Origin of the sequence: Nodosilinea sp. P-1105 (genome assembly GCF_012911975.1) — a bacterium.
GTDB lineage: Bacteria > Cyanobacteriota > Cyanobacteriia > Phormidesmidales > Phormidesmidaceae > Nodosilinea.
On the sequence record NZ_SMDQ01000033.1, the window covers coordinates 1 to 16,933 of the forward strand.

The 16,933-nt window shown below is 55.8% G+C and carries 16 protein-coding genes and 1 tRNA gene; 8 read left to right on the forward strand and 9 right to left on the reverse strand.

The annotated features are described in order from the left end of the window. Nucleotides 1–280: 280 nt before the first annotated feature. From E1H13_RS27685 to E1H13_RS14675, 6 genes are all read right to left on the reverse strand, one after another. Nucleotides 281–406: a hypothetical protein gene (locus tag E1H13_RS27685; RefSeq protein ID WP_256378525.1), complete on the reverse strand. Its 126-nt coding sequence runs from the start codon at nucleotides 404–406 to the stop codon at nucleotides 281–283. An 8-nt stretch (nucleotides 407–414) separates the two neighbouring features. Beyond that, nucleotides 415–558, reverse strand: a complete 144-nt coding sequence (locus E1H13_RS14655) for a hypothetical protein (protein ID WP_347404164.1) — start codon at nucleotides 556–558, stop codon at nucleotides 415–417. Nucleotides 559–990: 432 nt separating this feature from the next. Continuing rightward, nucleotides 991–1,062: transfer RNA gene (locus tag E1H13_RS14660), tRNA-Cys, on the reverse strand. Nucleotides 1,063–1,244: 182 nt separating this feature from the next. Next, complete coding sequence (locus E1H13_RS14665) at nucleotides 1,245–2,519, reverse strand: pentapeptide repeat-containing protein (protein ID WP_169614165.1); 1,275 nt, start codon at nucleotides 2,517–2,519, stop codon at nucleotides 1,245–1,247. A gap of 64 nt (nucleotides 2,520–2,583) precedes the next feature. Next, nucleotides 2,584–2,892 carry a hypothetical protein gene (locus tag E1H13_RS14670; RefSeq protein WP_169614166.1) on the reverse strand — a complete coding sequence of 103 codons (309 nt, stop codon included), beginning with the start codon at nucleotides 2,890–2,892 and terminating at the stop codon, nucleotides 2,584–2,586. Between the two features lie 5 nt (nucleotides 2,893–2,897). Continuing rightward, a complete protein-coding gene (locus E1H13_RS14675; protein WP_169614167.1) occupies nucleotides 2,898–3,953 on the reverse strand; it encodes an ABC transporter permease in 1,056 nt (351 codons plus the stop codon). A gap of 136 nt (nucleotides 3,954–4,089) precedes the next feature. Here E1H13_RS14675 and E1H13_RS14680 point away from each other — a divergent pair, with 136 nt between their 5' ends. After that, nucleotides 4,090–4,458: a YccF domain-containing protein gene (locus E1H13_RS14680; protein WP_169614168.1), complete on the forward strand. Its 369-nt coding sequence runs from the start codon at nucleotides 4,090–4,092 to the stop codon at nucleotides 4,456–4,458. Between the two features lie 564 nt (nucleotides 4,459–5,022). Here the strand turns inward: E1H13_RS14680 and E1H13_RS14685 are convergent. Continuing rightward, entirely contained in the window at nucleotides 5,023–6,444 is a 1,422-nt protein-coding gene (locus tag E1H13_RS14685; protein WP_169614169.1) for a DUF2252 domain-containing protein, read from the reverse strand. A gap of 368 nt (nucleotides 6,445–6,812) precedes the next feature. Here E1H13_RS14685 and E1H13_RS14690 point away from each other — a divergent pair, with 368 nt between their 5' ends. Beyond that, nucleotides 6,813–7,223, forward strand: a complete 411-nt coding sequence (locus tag E1H13_RS14690; RefSeq protein WP_169614170.1) for a tellurite resistance TerB family protein — start codon at nucleotides 6,813–6,815, stop codon at nucleotides 7,221–7,223. Between the two features lie 293 nt (nucleotides 7,224–7,516). Here the strand turns inward: E1H13_RS14690 and E1H13_RS14695 are convergent, their stop codons facing one another. Further along, nucleotides 7,517–8,590, reverse strand: a complete 1,074-nt coding sequence (locus tag E1H13_RS14695; RefSeq protein ID WP_169614171.1) for a D-alanine--D-alanine ligase family protein — start codon at nucleotides 8,588–8,590, stop codon at nucleotides 7,517–7,519. Between the two features lie 253 nt (nucleotides 8,591–8,843). On the opposite strand from E1H13_RS14695, the gene E1H13_RS14700 reads away from it, so the two are divergent. From E1H13_RS14700 to E1H13_RS14725, 6 genes are all read left to right on the forward strand, one after another. Next, the gene (locus tag E1H13_RS14700) at nucleotides 8,844–9,137 is read left to right on the forward strand and encodes a hypothetical protein (RefSeq protein ID WP_169614172.1); all 294 of its coding nucleotides are present in this window, start codon (nucleotides 8,844–8,846) and stop codon (nucleotides 9,135–9,137) included. 175 nt (nucleotides 9,138–9,312) lie between these two features. Then, complete coding sequence (gene plsY, locus E1H13_RS14705) at nucleotides 9,313–9,966, forward strand: glycerol-3-phosphate 1-O-acyltransferase PlsY (RefSeq protein WP_169614173.1); 654 nt, start codon at nucleotides 9,313–9,315, stop codon at nucleotides 9,964–9,966. A gap of 361 nt (nucleotides 9,967–10,327) precedes the next feature. Then, entirely contained in the window at nucleotides 10,328–11,278 is a 951-nt protein-coding gene (locus E1H13_RS14710; RefSeq protein ID WP_169614174.1) for a DUF362 domain-containing protein, read from the forward strand. Nucleotides 11,279–11,574: 296 nt separating this feature from the next. Next, on the forward strand, nucleotides 11,575–12,972 hold the full coding sequence (locus E1H13_RS14715; RefSeq protein ID WP_169614175.1) for an ammonium transporter: 1,398 nt from the start codon (nucleotides 11,575–11,577) through the stop codon (nucleotides 12,970–12,972). A 177-nt stretch (nucleotides 12,973–13,149) separates the two neighbouring features. Continuing rightward, nucleotides 13,150–13,575, forward strand: a complete 426-nt coding sequence (locus tag E1H13_RS14720; RefSeq protein ID WP_169614176.1) for a hypothetical protein — start codon at nucleotides 13,150–13,152, stop codon at nucleotides 13,573–13,575. 54 nt (nucleotides 13,576–13,629) lie between these two features. Then, a complete protein-coding gene (locus E1H13_RS14725) occupies nucleotides 13,630–14,301 on the forward strand; it encodes an HAD family hydrolase (RefSeq protein WP_169614177.1) in 672 nt (223 codons plus the stop codon). Here the strand turns inward: E1H13_RS14725 and E1H13_RS14730 are convergent. Beyond that, on the reverse strand, nucleotides 14,291–16,588 hold the full coding sequence (locus E1H13_RS14730) for a putative PEP-binding protein (RefSeq protein ID WP_169614178.1): 2,298 nt from the start codon (nucleotides 16,586–16,588) through the stop codon (nucleotides 14,291–14,293). The two genes, E1H13_RS14725 and E1H13_RS14730, sit on opposite strands and share 11 nt — an antisense overlap. Nucleotides 16,589–16,933: the final 345 nt, after the last annotated feature.

Below are 16,933 nucleotides of genomic sequence, written 5' to 3' on the forward strand. Positions count from 1 at the left end.
GCCTGCTTCTTCCCTTGCACCTCGTAAAGTTGCCTCACCACCTCGCTCCCCGCCACTAGAATCAGCGTTACCTCCTTCGCGGAGCACCCATCCCGCAACGCTCGCTGCGCCATCCGCAACTCCAAACTGGCTGCCGGTAACCCCGCTGAGTAGTGCTCCCACCACCCGGTACTGCTCCCCCCGGATCAACCCCTGCTTCCGATAATCCTGCATCGGCACCAGCACATCTCCTGGTGCGTAAGCGTTGAGATCAACCGAGGAAAGCCATCCTATTGGCTGCCTATGGCTCGTCATCGTCAAACAGGGCTGCTAAATCCTGGTAACCGCTGACAACTCGAAGAATTTCTACACCATCTTCAATCAAGCGATCAAAAATTAGGCAAGCGTCTACAGGTAGGCTTCTCACTCCGGCGGCTAGCTCATCGCGCTTTCGGCATCCACCACGTCCCCGCGATCGCTGGCTTCGACGCCGATGTTGACTGCATCACGCAGGGCCTGGTAGCGGCCTTGGTAGGTCTGCTCGATGTCTTGTAGGAGTTTGATGCCTGCCAGGAACACCTCACTGGCAGAGGCATACTGGCCGCTACCGAAACTCCCGGTTATTGCAGCGAATGGTGATGTGGTAGCAATGACCTGGGGTAAGCTGACGAGGTTGACGCGGCATGGCGATTACCTGCCCTCCATGACCAACGAAGGCAATCGATTGGTTGGTATGGCTAGCATAGCTTCGTTACCTCGCACGATGCTCCCCAGAAACCCGTTTTTTAACGAAACTGGGTTTCTACCTCCCGTGTTTTTACCCACTGATCACTCATCGAACAGGAGGTGGTGAAACATCGACTAATTGGGCATGGTACCGCGATTTTTACCCTAATAACATGTCCCAACATGGCCAAACATGTCCAAAACAAAAACGGCGATCGCTGCACGAAGTGCTGCACTCATCGTCTGAAAGGGATTCTAGGGGCTGAGTCTACTGACTCTTCACAAAGGCGACACCCGGATTCGAACCGGGGAATGGAGGTTTTGCAGACCTCTGCCTTACCACTTGGCTATGTCGCCATATCATCCAAGTTATGAGTATAGCAAACTCAGGCAAGCCAGTCAGCCGTTTCACAACAATCCTCGTGCTGGCTGCTAGTACTGCCTGGCAGAAATATGACCACCGCTGCTAAGGGGGTCAGGTTCTAGGTGCCAGGTATCAGGAATGGTGGGCCTACTTGTGCCGCAGGATACTAGCTAATCTAGGGTTTTAGCCATAGAGACACGGCCTCTGCCCCCGGCAAGTCTTGCACGATCGCCCCTCGACGCCCCAGGTTAATTTTATCCTCGGCTTGGAGGCCAGGGTTGTTACCAAAAATCGCCTGGCTGACCGTCGCCCGGCTTAAAATCACCTCATTCAGGCTGGCCCCCGTCAGATCGGCCCGGCAGAGGTTGGCCCGGCTAAGGTTAGCCTGGTTGAGGTTGGCCCCACTGAGGTCGGCCCGGTTCAGGTTAGCGCGACTGAGGTCGGCCCAGCTGAGGTCAGCCCCACTCAGGTTGGCCCCACTCAGGTTGGCGCCAATTAAATCGGCCCGGTTCAGGTTAGCCCCAATCAGGTTAGCGCAGATTAGGTCAGCCCCAATTAAGTCAGAGCCCACCATATCGGCTCGGTTTAGATGGGCTTTACTGAGGTTGGCTCGGTTGAGTCGGGCGTCTCGCAGGGTGACCCCAATCAAATCAGCTCGAATTAGGTCAGCCCCAATCAGGTTGGCCTGCTCCAGGTTAGCTTCGCTCAGGTTGGCCTTATTGAAGTGCGCCTCTATCAGGTAGGCGCGGCTGAGATTGATGCGGCTGAGGTTGGCCCGAAATAGGTTAGCCCGAAACAAGTTGGCCCCCCGCAAATCTGCACCACTGAGATCGACTCGGATTAAATCGGTGCGTTTCAGATTGGCTCGTTTCAGATTGGCCCGTTTTAGATAGGCCCCACTCAGGTTGGTATTGGACAGGTCAAAAAAAATCTTGGTCGAGAGAATCCGTTGGCCTGCCACCTGGGTCAACGTACCAGAGTCAACCAGATGCTTGACCCGCTCTAGCTCTTCTAAGGAGCTTTGCAAGTTCAGTCTGGCACTACCCCGCTGAATGCTGGTGATCTTTAGCAGGGGGGCATCGGCTTTGTCTTGCAGCTCTTGCAGCAGTAGCAGTAACAGGCTGACATCGGTGGCGTTAAAGTTCACCTCGATGACTAATTCCAGCCGTTTAAGTTGGTGGGTCAAGGCACAGCCGGTCACATCTTTGAGCAGCACAAAAAACTTTTCCCAGCCGATGCCCGTGGACCCACCCACCCACCGCAGCAACTCGGCATTCCGTAAGCCAATGGCTTCGCTTGAGGTGGGCATGGCTTCATTGGTAACTCCGGCCACTAGCTCTAGCTGCAACAATTGGGAGAGGGGCAGCCGATTTAAGATGGCCGTCAGCTCCAGGCTTTCCTCCAAGGACAAGACATACTTACTGATCGGTAGGGGGGAGGGTTCTATCATGTCCGCAGCGCTCCTTCAGCCAGCGTAATCGTAACCGACCCCCTTTGGAAAGTCGATGCTTCTGCTAGCTGCGGTTAAAAAAGTCTACCTGGGGTAACTGAGGGTCTTGCACCATACCGAGGCCTTGAAAGTCCCAGCGGCTGATCAGCGGTTTGAGGCTGCTGGGGGTGACGGTTTCCACCCCAAATTTGTCTTTGACGTCGGGGGCATGGGTATTGAGGTAGCTGAGGGCATCATAGTCAGCGGTAAACACCAGCAAAAAGCCAGTGGGAGGGGGCTGACCCTCAGCGACGGGAGGGCGACCCTGGGGGTGGGCCACCAGGTAGCTGCCATCAAGCCGCGATCGCAGCAGGTAGTAGAGCTGAGAGATCATAGGCGTCAATTCATCTCTGACAGGCGAATGCGGGGATCCACGAAGCTGAGCAGTAGATCCGCCAGTAGGTTACCAATGATCAACATCACGGCACCCATCATCAGACTGGCCATCACCAGGTACAAATCTTGGGACTGTACCGCTTCTAAAATCAACTTCCCTAGCCCTGGCCAGTTAAAGTAGGTCTCGGTAATAAAGGCCCCCCCCAGCAGGCTGGCAAACTCAAACCCGAGCAGGGTAATCAGGGGGTTCACAGCATTGCGCAGGGCATGCACATAAACCACCCGGTCTTCGGGCAGGCCCTTGGCCCGGGCGGTTTGGATGTAATTTTGCCGCATCACATCCAGCATTTGGCCCCGGGTAATCCGCTGCAGCCCGGCAAAGCTAGTAATGCTGAGGGCAACGGTGGGCAGAATCAGGTGCCAGCCCACATCCAACATCTGACCAAACCAGTTGAGGTCGTCGTGGATGATGCTGGTGCGACCGCCGATGGGGAACAGGGGGGCCGTTAACTGGGCAAAAAATAACAGCAGCAGACCGGTGACAATGGTGGGCATTCCCTGGCCCAAATAGCTCAGGACCCGCAGAGCACGATCGGCAAATCGATTTTGGTTCACAGCCCCCACGATGCCCAGGGGAATGGCAATCAACCAGGTGACCACAATCGACGCGAACGACAGCAGCAGAGTATTGGGTACCCGCTCCCACAAAATATCGACCACGGGGCGTTGGTAGGCAAAGCTAAGGCCAAAATTACCGTGGAACACCACCTGGTAAAGCCAGCTGAGGTACTGCCGCCAGGCCGGTTGGTCTAGGCCAAACTGGGTTTCTAACTGCTGAATCGTTTCAGCCGAAAACTGCGGGCTTTGGCGGTACTGGTCTAAAAAGTCGCCGGGGGCCAGCTGAATTACAAAAAAGCTCAGGGCAGAGGCCAGCAGCAGGGTCAGCAAAGCCTGCAAAATCCGCTTGAGTACATACAATGCGGTTTCGCTGCTGACAAAAGCCACCAGCTTATCCCAGGGGGTGGCAACGGTGCGGGCCGGTAATGAAGACTGAGCCATGCCAAAGGGGTCGGAGTGAACTGCAGTTATGGGATGATTCTAAACCATTGCCCTGGCCAGCTTGGCGATCGCCTAGGGGAGAGGGCAGTAAGATAAACGTAATTGCCATAGTGCCAATTCCCCAAGGAGAACCCCCATGAGTTTGCTGGGCAATATTATTTGGCTAATTTTTGGTGGCTTGCTCACCGGTCTCGGTTACATCATCGGCGGTCTTTTGTTGTGCATTACCATCATCGGCATTCCCTTTGGACTGCAAGCCATCAAGCTGGGTTGGGCCACCATGACCCCGTTTGGCCGCAAAATCATTGAAGATCCCAACCCCAACAGCACCGTCAATATTATTTTGAATGTGCTGTGGCTGTTGGTGGTGGGCTGGGAAATTGCCGTCACCCACCTGGTGCACGCCGTGATCTTGGCGATCACGATCATTGGTTTACCTTTTGCCAAACAACACATCAAGCTGATTCCCCTGGCCCTGCTGCCGTTTGGTCGCGACTTGCGTTAAGTACACGGTGCACCGCAGACCCTGTTGACCCGTTACTGCTAGCTTGACAAGCCACTAGTGCAGCGTCAAGTCTTGAACTTAGGGTTTCCAGATGTAGAGATTTGGTAGCATTAAGGTCCGAAATCCCCTCCTTTGGAGGCCTGTGCTGAGCCTGTCGAAGTAGGTAGGGGTGGGTCAAGCAAGCCCGGGGAACCCACCCCGCCCTCCGGGCACCCCTCCGTGGGAGGGGATGAAAGGTCCTGATGTGTTGAAGCAACCTCCCTGAGGATTAAAAGGCTTTTGCAAAGCACTTACCCTAATTTTTAGCCTTGACAAGCAACTAGTACTGGAAGGCAGAAGTCAGAAGGATGAAGGCAGAAAGGGAACCCTAAGCCCATCAAGGCTTTCCAAAGGAACCAGTGGTAGGTTTATTTCCGCCCTAGAGTACTAGTGTTCAGTCGAAAAAATAATGACGGAAGATGTGACTTAGGGTTCACGGTGCACGGTAAGCGGTTTCAGGGGAGCCGTGTACCGTTTACCGTAGACCGTGCACCGCTGATCCGTTACTGCTAACTTGACAAGCCCCTAGACCTGGCCTGGCAGGGTCACCTGGTCTTCAGGGGCCGCCGCTAAGCGGCCAGACGCTACGGCGGCTCCCATGGCCTCATAGTCAGCTTGGTTTTGCTGGGCATAGGCGATCGCAAAATCTGCCATGGCCCGATCGAAGCGGGTGCCTTTGCCCAAGTAGCCGCCGATCATGGTGGCATCGCCTGATCGGGCATGGGCCCGAGCCAAAGCTGTGCCACAAATGGCACCATAGGCGGCTAACCCCTCCGCCGACATCCCCTTCAGGCGAATCGAGGTTTTCATGTCCCGCAGTTGGCGAAAGTAAAAGTCATGGCCATCGGCATCGCTGGCCCAACCCAAAAAGAGATCACTAGCTGCCTGCACCAACCGCTGCCCACTCACCACCCGCTGCCCCTCGTGGTTGTAGGTGCTTTTCCCGGCAAAGGGCTCCAGCACTGAGGGGCGGGCTTCCTTGTACTGCAAAACGAGATAGTCATCGTCGCTGGCTTTCAGTAGCAGGACTCCGCAGCGGGTGCCCACACTGCCCACCCCCACAATCCGCACGGCAGCATCGACCATGCGATAGCGGCTCAACAAAAACTGAACATCGGCTTGCAACCCCTGCAACGACGTCTTAAACACGGTCCTGAGGGTGTGAAAGTAGGCCTCAAAATTGGCTGGATGGTACATCAGCGGTGGTTCTTCGCGAAACCGGCGCTGGCCATCAACTCGCTCGGTCAAGCGCTCTAGGGCCTGATCGGCGGTGCGTTTGTAGGCCCGGTTCAGCATCCATTCCCAATGGTCCAGGATGGCCTGGTTGGGAGCGTGTTCGAGCACCATCTTCACGTCCTGGCGAGAGTACCACACCTCCAGGGCAGGCTGCTGACCAAACTCCCGCAGGGCCAACCTGTAGGCGGCTGCGGCCCCTTGCACGGCCTCACGCCCCGCTGACTCCGATAGGCCCAGATCAGCCGCGGCCACCACCAGGCTGGTGGCCAGTCGCTTGATGTCCCACTCCCAGGGACCCGGTAGGGTTTCGTCAAAATCGTTCAGATCAAAAATCAGATTGCGCTCTGGGGTGGCAAAGCCGCCGAAGTTCATCAGGTGACCGTCGCCGCAGGCCTCGACCCGTAGGCCGGTGGTGGGGGTAGTGGCCATGTCGGTGGCCATGATCAAGGCACTGCCCCGAAAAAAGGTGAAGGGGGACTGCATCATTCGCCAGTGGCGCAGGGGCACCAGGTGGGGCTCTCGACCCTGGTTAGATTGCTCAATCAGGGTCACCGGGTCAGGGCGATCGCCCCTGGGCTGCCAGACACCATGGGCAGACCGGGGCACCTGCTTACGCAGCGCCTTGCCAGCGCGATGGCGCTCTCGACGCGATAGGTCGGTCTGCACCCGGGGCAGGGGCAGGGGCGCAATGGGCGAGGGCACACTGATCATCGGCAAGCCGGAAGACAACAGTCAGATTATAAGGGGGGACAACCGGCAGACTGGGTACCTAAGCCACAAAAAACCGACATACCCTTACGAGCTGTCGGCCGGTTGTGTGTTCCCTGTAGATGACTCGGCTAAAGTTGAGTCACCTTTAGTATCTATAGAAAGTTCCTGAAAGACTAGCGCATTTATCACACCCAGAGGTGAGTTTGATCACAAACCTGGGCACAATAGATAATTATTAGTTTTTTGGGTTATTACTTGCCATCACTATAAAAGACAACATCTGATTTGTCTGGGGTCTGTCACCCCTCACCCCCCTCCAAAAGCAGCGCCAGCATGACCCTCTGAATCTTGTCTATAACTACCATGCCATGAACCACGCCACCATGACCCCAGCCGCAGCCTTTGCCAGTATTGCCCTAGTCGCGATCGCGGCAGATGGCTACCTCTCTGACCAAGAAGGGGAAGATATGGCGATGTTGCTGTCGCGGATGGAATTATTTAGCGAGCTGCCTGGAGACGGGCTGCATCGCCTGCTGGATCAACTGCTGGATCGGCTGAAGCGGCATGGCCCCGGAGAGTTGGTAACCCAGGCCAAGGTCTACTTGCCAGCGGATCTGCGGGAAACAGCCTTTGCCATTGCAACGGACCTGGTGTTGTCAGACCGCACGGTCACCCCCCAAGAGCAAGCATTTTTAGATGATCTTTACCAGATTTTAGATATCCCTGAAGCCATGGCCCGGCAGATCGTGCAGGTGTTGACCATTAAAAATCGCGGTTGATCACCCGGGCATTGGAAGAACGAAAAAAGAAAAGGGAAGAACGAAAACCTTCTCTCTCTCGTTTTTCCTTGCATGAGCTCTGTCGTTTATCTGTGGGTGACGACGGCATTGAAGAGACCTGGCGATCGCCCTAACCCCAACCGCCTAACCCACGCTACGAATCCAAAATCCAAAATCCAAAATTCCCTGTCTTCCCAGTCCCTCCCAGGGCGGACACACAGGTCCGCCCCTACGCCACCTTCCCCACCCCATCACCCCTATCCTACGGGAAGCCGCTCCGCGTCTACACCTCATCACCCCCACGCCCCTCCTCGCTCCAACCCCAGCTGCACCAGTCGATCCACCAGTTCCTCAAACGGTACACCACTGGCCTCCCACATCATCGGGTACATGCTGGTGGCTGTGAACCCTGGCATGGTGTTGATTTCGTTAATCAGCACTTCGCCAGTAGCCTCCACATAGAAAAAGTCCACCCGGGAAATACCCGCCGCATCAACAGCCTGAAAGGCGGTAACGGCCATCTCTTGAATTTGGCGGCTGACCTGAGGCGGTAGATCCGCTGGAATGGTGTGCTGGGACTGGCCGTTGGCGTATTTAGTCTCGTAGTCGTAAAAGTCGCTATGGAAGCTGATTTCCCCCAACGCCGCAGCCTTGGGGTTATCGTTGCCGAGCACAGCACATTCAATTTCTCGGGCCACCACCCCCGCTTCGACAATAATCCGGCGATCGTAGCTGGCGGCGCTGTCTAGGGCGGCTTCCAATTCGCTGCGGCCAGTGGCCTTGGTGATTCCCACCGATGACCCCAAGTTGGCGGGTTTGACAAAGCAGGGGTAGCCCAGGTCTGCTTCGATGCGATCGCAGAGTTTCGGAAACACACAAGGATTCGACCAGACCTCGGCCCGACTGACCGCCAAGTAGTTCACCTGGGGCAAGCCAACCTGGGCAAAGGCCATTTTCATCGCAATTTTATCCATCCCCAGGGCAGACCCCAGCACCCCCGAGCCTACAAACGGCTGGTGCATCAGGGTAAACAACCCCTGAATCGTGCCGTCTTCTCCATTCGGCCCATGCAGAACAGGGAACCAAACATCGACCGTATTGACCAGGTCAAACACTGGTAGGCGATCGATGGCCGATAGGGTGTCGCCATTGGTCTCTGCCGGGGCCACCCCCTGATCGAGCATCGTCTGAGCCGGTTCTCCCACCGACCAGGCCCCCGCTTTACTGATGTACACTGGCAGCACCCGATACTTGCTAGCGTTAGCGCCACTGCTTAACCCTCGGGCAATGGCCTGGGCCGACCGAATAGAGACGTCGTGCTCCCCCGAACACCCTCCAAAGACAAGCCCCACTGTCACCTGTGCCATCCCATACCTCCCTCGTGCCCATGGATTGCGCTGATAAGCTGATAATTGGGCATAGGGTATCACAGACAGTTGACAAGAAAAGCCCCGGGATCCCTCCAGGTCTCCCAGGGCTTAACAATCAGGGTGCATCTACCTTTCTTTAATACGGGGTTAAGCCGAGCCATCCGGACAGGTTTGCAGAAAGTTGGCCAAATTGGCGCCATTGGGAGCAGACGGTGGATAATGCCATAGACATGGTGTGGCAGAGTGAGTTGTGAAATATTTTTTTCTTTCCGAGGGTTGGACCACCGGCAGGGTGTGGGAGTTCGGCGGTCTATGGAACGAGCTGGCCTGGCAGCGTAAGCCCCACATCCGACGGCTGAATTTATCAATTACCGAACAGGGAGAAACCCTGTGGCTGTATCAGGTGGAAGAAACGGTACTGATGGTTGAAGTCAAGCCCGAGAACCAGGCGCAGTTGCCCATTGGTCAGGTGGTGCTGAAGCGACTGATCACAGCCGAGCAGGTAATTGAACACCTCTGTTCACTGAATCGCCAACTTATGTAAACCTTGGGAGATGAAGGCTTAAACTCATCCCCTCATCCCTTTAAACTGTTACTGACAAACCTATGGTTCCAAGCTAACAAAGTCCCAGGTGCCACCTAGGGGCTACAGGTCTTTGGGGCAAAACGCCGCATGGGAGCTTAGTAAATGGTTCGTTACCGGTTAAGGACTTAGGGCATTGGTGGTTTTTGCAATTGTGCTGCTCGCCATAGCAGCCTATCTTTTAGGATCGATTCCGACAGGGTATTTGGTCGCCAGAGCGGTCAAAGGCATTGACATTCGGGAGTATGGCTCTGGGGGAACCGGGGCCACCAATGTGCTGCGGACGGTGGGTAAAGCAGCCGCGATCGCCGTGCTGCTGATCGATATGGTCAAAGGCCTAAGCGCCGTGCTGTTGGTGAGGGCAGCTTGGCCGTTTCTAGAAACCACCTTGGCGGGCAGTGGCCTCACCGCAGACTGGCAACCCTGGGTGATGACCCTAGCCGCGCTTATGGCCCTGATTGGCCACAGCCGCTCCATCTGGATTAACTTTACCGGTGGTAAGTCCGCCGCCTCGGGGTTGGGGGTGTTGTTGGGCTTAGCCTGGCCAGTGGCCCTAGGGGCGGTGGTGGCCTTTGCGGCAACTCTAGCTGTCAGCCGAATTGTCTCCCTCAGCTCGATCGCAGCCGCATTAGTGACCATCGTACTGATGGTGGCAACGGGGCAACCCCTGGCCTATGGGGTGTTAGCGCTGTTGGGTGGGGTCTATGTGATTTTGCGCCACCGCAGCAACATCGATCGTCTTCTGGCTGGTACCGAACCCCGCCTGGGCCAATCTACCTCTAAGCCATAGACCGATTAGTGGAGTGCAGCGTCAAGACTAAAAATTAGAGTCCCGTAGGTTGGGTGATCCTGCGTTTCACCCAACAGCAGTCAGCCTTGTTGGGTTCTGCTAGCGCGCCACCCAACCTACAAATTTAGAGTTAACAGAGCACTAGTACTCTAGGGCGGAAATAAACCTACCACTGGTTCCTTTGGAAAGCCTTGATGGGTTTAGGGTTCCCTTTCTGCCTGCTTCGCACGGGCTGCGCCCTACATCCTTCTGACTTCTGCCTTCCAGTACTAGTGGAGCATCAAGACTAAACGTGCCGCTCAGTGCACCTTCTGGCGAGACGGTATAGTGGCAAGTAGTACTGTTCTTCCCAGACATTCCTATGACAGCCTCCGTTAGTCTGATCCGGGCCCAGTCCTATGACCTACCGGCTTTGCAAACGTCCCTAGAGCAGGTTCTGGAGCCTCTGGGCGGGATGGCTGCTTTTGTGAAACCGGGCGATCGCGTGTTGCTCAAGCCTAACCTGCTAACCGGGGCTCGCCCCACCAAAGAATGCACCACCCGCCCAGAGCTGATCTATGCCGTCGCTCAACAGGTGCGACAGGTGGGGGGTAAGCCCTTTTTGGGAGACAGCCCCGCCTTTGGCAGCGCCTATGGGGTGGCCAAAGCCAATGGCCTGCTGCCCCTGGCCACAGCCCTGGATCTGCCGATTGTGGAGTTACATGGCCAGCGCTATGCCAGTGACAGCCCCGACTTTGACCACCTACGGTTAGCCAAAGAAGCCATGGCCGCAGATGTGATTATTAACTTGCCCAAGGTCAAATCCCATGTGCAGCTGACAGTCACCCTGGGGGTGAAAAACCTGTTTGGCTGTGTACCTGGCAAAATGAAAGCCTGGTGGCACATGGAAGCTGGCAAAGATGTGCAGCGGTTTGGCACCATGCTGGTGGAAACGGCACGGCTGCTCGACCCAGCCTTGACGATTATGGATGGCATTGTCGGCCACGAGGGAAATGGCCCCAGCGGCGGCGAACCCAGAGCACTGGGGGTGCTAGGAGCCTCAGGTAATGTCTTTGCCCTAGACCGGGCCATGGTTGATATTCTCGGTGTTGACCCCCAGGCGGTACCCACCGTGACCCAATCTATGCGCCTAGGGGTTTGCCCGGCCATCGAGACAATCCACTTTCCGCTGCTGACCCCCGACCCTTTGCGCCTGGCAGACTGGCAGCTGCCCTCTAAGTTAAAGCCCATTGACTTTGGCATGCCCCGGGTGGTCCGGTCCACCTTCAAGCACCTCTATATTCGGTTTATTAAAGAACCCCTGTCCGCTTGAACGGTGGTTCAGTATCGCTGGCTACAGCCCATCCCTAGATTGCATTGCACACTCTTGACATAACAAGTTAATCGAGAGTACTCAAACAACTTGATTATTAATCCTAGGCTTAGCCTAAGATTTTGGATTTGTGTTTCGATCAGCCGAAATATTTTGCCCAGACCCAGTTTGTTTGCTCGAATGGGTTGACTTTATCGATGTTTTAGTTCGCTTGTAACCGCTTGCTGTCTTCGCAGGTTGGTCGTTCTACTTTTTCAGGTTCTCTGTACAACTTAACTGACAGCTAGGAGTGATCTATGTCTCCTGAATCCCAAGAATTTTTAGCCACGTTTGTTGCAGAGTCTTACTACTACTGGGCCTCTGTGCTGATGTTGCTAATTCACGTGGGCTTTTTAGCGTATGAGGGAGGTGCAGCCCGCTCTAAGAACGTTTTGGCCACCATGGTCAAAAACCTGATGACCCTATCCCTGGTGGGGCTAACTTTCTTCTTCTTTGGCTGGTGGGTCTACAATGCCTTCCCGCTGTTTCCCCTCCAGGGCGGCATTGTTGGACCGTGGACTGATGCCGCTGCCGATGGCACGGTGGGGGAAGTTTTGGAGCTGGTGGAAGCCTCCTACCCTTGGTCTCCCGCCCTTGGCCCCAACATTGCCGACAACCTGACTGGGGTATTTTGGTTCGCCTTTGCCCTGTTTGCTATGACCACCGCCTCTATCCTATCTGGAGCGGTGATTGAGCGCATCAAAATTGGTGCTTATGCCATTCTGGCCATTGTTTTGGGCTCCTTTACCTGGGTGGTAGCTGCCTCCTGGGGTTGGAACCCCTATGGCTGGTTCTTCACCCAGATGGGCTACCACGATTTTGGCTGCTCGGCTCTGCTCCACGCGGTGGCGGGCTTCTTTGCTTTGGGGGTGTTGATCAACCTCGGTCCTCGCATCGGCAAATTTGATGCCCAGGGTAAACCACGGGTGATTATGCCCCATAACCTGCCCCTAACCATGGTGGGTCTGATGCTGATTTTTGTCGGCTTCTACGCCTTTCTAGCCGCCTGTGTGATCTTTACCCCAGGGCAAACGGGTGAAATCACCATCTATGGCACCCCGATGACGCTAGCCTCGATTGGGGTTAACACCACCTTGGCCCTCTCCGCTGGTCTAGTGGGGGCCTACATGGGGTCTAAGGCCGATCCGTTCTACACCATTTCTGGCGGTCTGGCTGGAATCATTTCGGCGGCGGCGGCGATGGATATCTATAGTCCCGCGATCGTCATCTTGCTTGCTTTTGTGGGCGCTTACACCATGCCTTTTGTGGGTAATGCGATTGAAAAAGCGGGCATTGACGATGCCGTAGGAGCCTTTGCTGTCCATGGTTATTGCGGGGTGTTTGGTTCTGTGATGGTGGGCATTGTGGCGGCGGGCTATCCCCAGCCAGATGGCATCCCTGCGATTAATCTCGGCGCTCAACTGGTGGGTGCCATCATTTGTGCGGTGCTCTTGGGCTTTATTCCGGGCTATGGCATCAGCTTTGTGCTGAAGAAATTCGGTCTATTGCGGGTTTCTGAGGCGGAAGAAATTGCCGGTTTAGACTTGGCCGACTTTGGCATCGAGGGATATCCAGAATATTCAATTCTGTCAGATCAGAACGGCCAATCAGGGCCTGCTCCAATCCCCATGGCCCAGGCCAATGCTAAGCCCTAACGCCAGTACTAGGACACTGCGGCATCAGTCAGCCAGTCATTTCTGACCTCTGACACTGTTACCTGACTCCTGTTACCTGACTCCTAAAACCTGACACCCTTAGCAAAGGTCGTCGTCATAAGTTTTGTCAGTGAACGCGAGTCAGATCGCTTTGGAAACATTGAGGAGCCATTTCAAATGTCCAGCCCTTTTTCCACGTTTGAAGAGTTCGAGGCCGCCCTGGATGGCCCGACAGAGGGAGCCATTTATACCTTTGCCAATGCCCCTGCCATCAATGCCATTGCCCTGCTGATTTGTGTGGCCTTGTTTATTTGGTTTTTAGTGAGGACCTTTACAACCCACTACGATGTCCCCCCGGTGGATAGCTCGTTAAGTCATTTGAGTGCTTTCATTGTGGCGGGTTTACTCTCGTTGGCTGGGATGGAATATCGCCACCCTACCCAACCCCATACCCCGACTAATACTCAGCGACCAGCGTCAATCAATCCTCGACAAGCCACCAGAACTCCCCTGGGGATTCTAGGGTTAGCTGGCGTCGGTTTACCCCTAGGACAACGGGCCCACCGTAAGCGACGCTATCATCGTCGCATCTCGAAGCTGTAGCCCTAAGCTCCATTTGCCCGTAAGCTAGAGCTATTGACGCCTTTCCATTTCACCATGCCCCCCGAACAAAAGCCCCAAGTCATTTTTCTAGATGCCGTTGGTACTTTGTTTGGGGTGGCTGGTAGCGTTGGGGAGATCTACAGCGATATTGCCCGACAGCATGGGATTGATGCCGAGCCTGCCGCCCTGAATCAGGCTTTTTTTAGAGCTTTTCAAGCCGCTCCGGAGATGGCTTTCCCAGGGGTTGATCCGCTGATGGTACCTCAACAAGAATATGATTGGTGGCGAGTCATCGCCCAGCAAACCTTTAGCAGTGCTGGGGTAATCGATCAGTTTGTCGATTTTGATGGATTTTTTGCAGACTTATACGCTCACTTCGCTACGGCAGCCCCGTGGGTGGTTTACCCCGATGTCTTGGCAGCTTTGAAGCGGTGGCAGCAACAGGGGATTGACCTGGGAATTATCTCAAACTTTGATTCTCGTCTCTATCGGGTTTTGGTAGAACTGAACCTGGGAGACTATTTCAGCTCTATTACCATTTCGTCAGAGGCTGGTGTGGCAAAGCCGGACCCGCTCATTTTTGCGACGGCTTTACAAAAGCACCACTGTGATAGTGCCCAAGCCTGGCATGTGGGGGATAGCCGTACAGACGATGTTGAAGGGGCGCGGGCGGCAGGGCTGCGAGGGATCTGGCTACGACGGCCAGATTCTGCCGCTACCCCTTAGGTGTATGCTCTGCGTGCCATATCGCTTCCAGGGTGAACGGCAGGGCTGTGGCTTCTACGGAAATGGAGTTAATTCCCCAAGCCACCAGATCGGCAATTAGTTCGGGATGGCGTACAGGGGCCTGACCACAGATGGAGCACACCATGCCACAGCGGCGGGCCGATTCGATCAGGTGGGCCATGGCCATGCGCACCACTGGATGACGCTCGTCATAGGCTGACGCTAGGGTGGGTTGGTCGCGATCGACGGCTAGTAGTAGCTGGGTAAGGTCGTTAGAGCCAATGGCGATGCCTTGCACCCCGGCCTGGGCGTAGGCCGGTAGCAAAAACAGTACTGATGGGACTTCAGCCATCATCCACAGGGCAAAGCCGGGACCATCCGTTAACCCCGTTTGCGTAATCAGTTGGCGGCAGGCCATGACTTCTTCCACGGTGCGCACAAAGGGCAGAATCAGCTGTAGGTTACTGTAGCCAGCCCGTTGTAAGTGAGCGAGGGCCGACAGCTCCACTTGAAACAGGCGAGGGTCAAGGTTATAGCTGAGGCTGCCTCGCAGCCCTAGCATGGGATTGGGCTCTGCCGGAGGACTGCCTTCTAGGGCTTGCCACTCATGGGATCGCAGATCCATGGTCCGGTAGCGCACGGGCTTTGCCCCCAGGGCTTGTAAAATCGGCTCCAACTTTTGCTGAATCCGATCTTGCAGTTCCGCTTCTTGCCCCTGATTCACCCAGTGCCAGGGGTGTCGCCCTTCCAGCACGTCCAGCAATAACCACTCCGATCGCAGTAATCCCACCCCGTCAATCGAGTCAATGGCCAGGGCCGATAGCCGCTGGGTCTGGCTGAGGTTGACCATCACCTTGGTTCGCAAGTCGGCATACCGCTCTGTGGGACCTAGGGGCAGGGTGGTGGGGGTCGCTAGGTTGAGTGCAGCTTGAGCAGTTTGGGGCGCGATCGCCTCTAGGCCATAGACAATGCCGCGATCGCCATCCAGCCAAAGCTGGGCTTGGTGCTCCAAAATTTGGGTTGCCTGGGGTGCCCCCACCACAGCGGGCACTCCCATTTCCCGGGCCAGAATAGCCGCATGGCAGGTAGCCCCGCCCTGTTCGGTGACAATCCCAGCCACCGCTTGCAATCGCAGAAAGACATCGGGCTGCAAATCAGGTAACACCACAATGCTGCCCGGTGGTAGTGGGTCTGGCAGATCCTGGGGCCGTGACGCCACAATGGCTCTCCCCTGGATCCGTCCCGACGAAGCACCTATCCCCTGCACCACTGTCCTAACCATGGGGAGCTGAGGTTTCTCCAGGGTCGGCAGGGATGGGGGTGGGGCGGGGGTGGCTGAAATGGGATCTGCCTGGGTCAACAGCAAGGTGGCTGGCTGCCCAGCTAAGCCAGGACACAGGAGCCATTCCAGGCGAATGGCCGGGTAGCCCAAAACCTGTTGGGCCTGTTCGCCCAGGGCCAGCAACATCGCAATTTGGTCTGGGGTGATCAGGGCCTTAGCCATCAGCATACTGTCTTGCCGTTTGGTGACCGTCAGGGCCTGGGCGATCGCCCCGCCAACGGACGTTGCCTCCCAGCCATAGTACTGATCTTGGTAGCCCGTCTGCCACTGCACCTGGTCCTGATGGGGAAACTGAATCCGGCCCAGGGCTGGCGTCGCTTCGCCCCGGCTGAGGGCCAGACCCAGCCCCTGCACGACCGCAATATCAGCTGTTTTAGGCCCAAGCTCTAGGGTACCAGCGGCCAAGGCCGGATAAATCGGCATCACCAGGGTCGCCAACTCCAGCTCCCCCAACTGTTGGCAGTAACGTTGCCAGATCAATACATTGTGGGCGGTCAAGGCTTGGGCCCAAAACTGTTGCAGTGACCGGGCAAAATTTTGCGTAGCCGCTGCCATCACCGCTGGCATCGCCCCTTGGCCTAACGGCGGCGGCGGGCTTGTCTTTAACCCCAACGAAGCCCGCAACATCCAACCCTGGGCGGCCAACTCCCCAGTTGGACCAGCCACCGCTGGCGGGGCCGTCGCTTTGAAGGCCACTCGCCAAGCCTGACTCAGCTGTTGCAGTTGTTGAGACGCACGGACATCCAGCTGCGCCAGTTGGTTAGGCAGGGCTTCTGCTGGCCAGGTCACTTGTTTGAGGTAGTCCCACCAGGCTGTGGCTGGTAACACCCAACCCTCGGCTACAGGTAAGCCAGCTTGCTTCAGCTGCCCCAAGTTAAACGCCTTGAGGCCTACCATAGGCAGATCAGCCCGGCAGAGCTGATCCAGGTGTCGAAACCGTTCCATACCAAGGGAATGAAGAGTGACCAGGAAAACCCCAAGGTTTAACTAAGTGATGGTTATTAATCAGGTTAAGGGTTGCCAGGCATGATAGTGGGCCATAGAAGCCTTAACGTCGTTTTTTAGATAGAAAAGTAGTCAAAAATTATCTGAATCTTATGGGCACAGACGATGAGATGCACAGCCAGCCGATAACCCCACCAGGTTACCCCTGTCTGATCTCAGCTCTGAGGGTAGGCTTGGGTAAACAAATCATAATTACCTTAACTCTAAACTTAATTCCTGCGATCGCATACCTCTATTCCCTAGGTTTAGCGCAAAACTTCCATAGTTTCCCCCTGTCCATAGCCG

Coding starts and splice junctions, on each gene's coding strand:
- E1H13_RS14685 (WP_169614169.1), bottom strand. CDS start 6,444: ATGATCAGTGTGCCCTCGCCCATTGCGCCCCTGCCCCTGCCCCGGGTG.
- E1H13_RS14730 (WP_169614178.1), bottom strand. CDS start 16,588: ATGGAACGGTTTCGACACCTGGATCAGCTCTGCCGGGCTGATCTGCCT.
- E1H13_RS14720 (WP_169614176.1), top strand. CDS start 13,150: ATGTCCAGCCCTTTTTCCACGTTTGAAGAGTTCGAGGCCGCCCTGGAT.
- E1H13_RS14690 (WP_169614170.1), top strand. CDS start 6,813: ATGAACCACGCCACCATGACCCCAGCCGCAGCCTTTGCCAGTATTGCC.
- E1H13_RS14670 (WP_169614166.1), bottom strand. CDS start 2,892: ATGATCTCTCAGCTCTACTACCTGCTGCGATCGCGGCTTGATGGCAGC.
- E1H13_RS14680 (WP_169614168.1), top strand. CDS start 4,090: ATGAGTTTGCTGGGCAATATTATTTGGCTAATTTTTGGTGGCTTGCTC.
- E1H13_RS14710 (WP_169614174.1), top strand. CDS start 10,328: ATGACAGCCTCCGTTAGTCTGATCCGGGCCCAGTCCTATGACCTACCG.
- E1H13_RS14665 (WP_169614165.1), bottom strand. CDS start 2,519: ATGATAGAACCCTCCCCCCTACCGATCAGTAAGTATGTCTTGTCCTTG.
- E1H13_RS14675 (WP_169614167.1), bottom strand. CDS start 3,953: ATGGCTCAGTCTTCATTACCGGCCCGCACCGTTGCCACCCCCTGGGAT.
- E1H13_RS14695 (WP_169614171.1), bottom strand. CDS start 8,590: ATGGCACAGGTGACAGTGGGGCTTGTCTTTGGAGGGTGTTCGGGGGAG.
- E1H13_RS14725 (WP_169614177.1), top strand. CDS start 13,630: ATGCCCCCCGAACAAAAGCCCCAAGTCATTTTTCTAGATGCCGTTGGT.
- E1H13_RS14715 (WP_169614175.1), top strand. CDS start 11,575: ATGTCTCCTGAATCCCAAGAATTTTTAGCCACGTTTGTTGCAGAGTCT.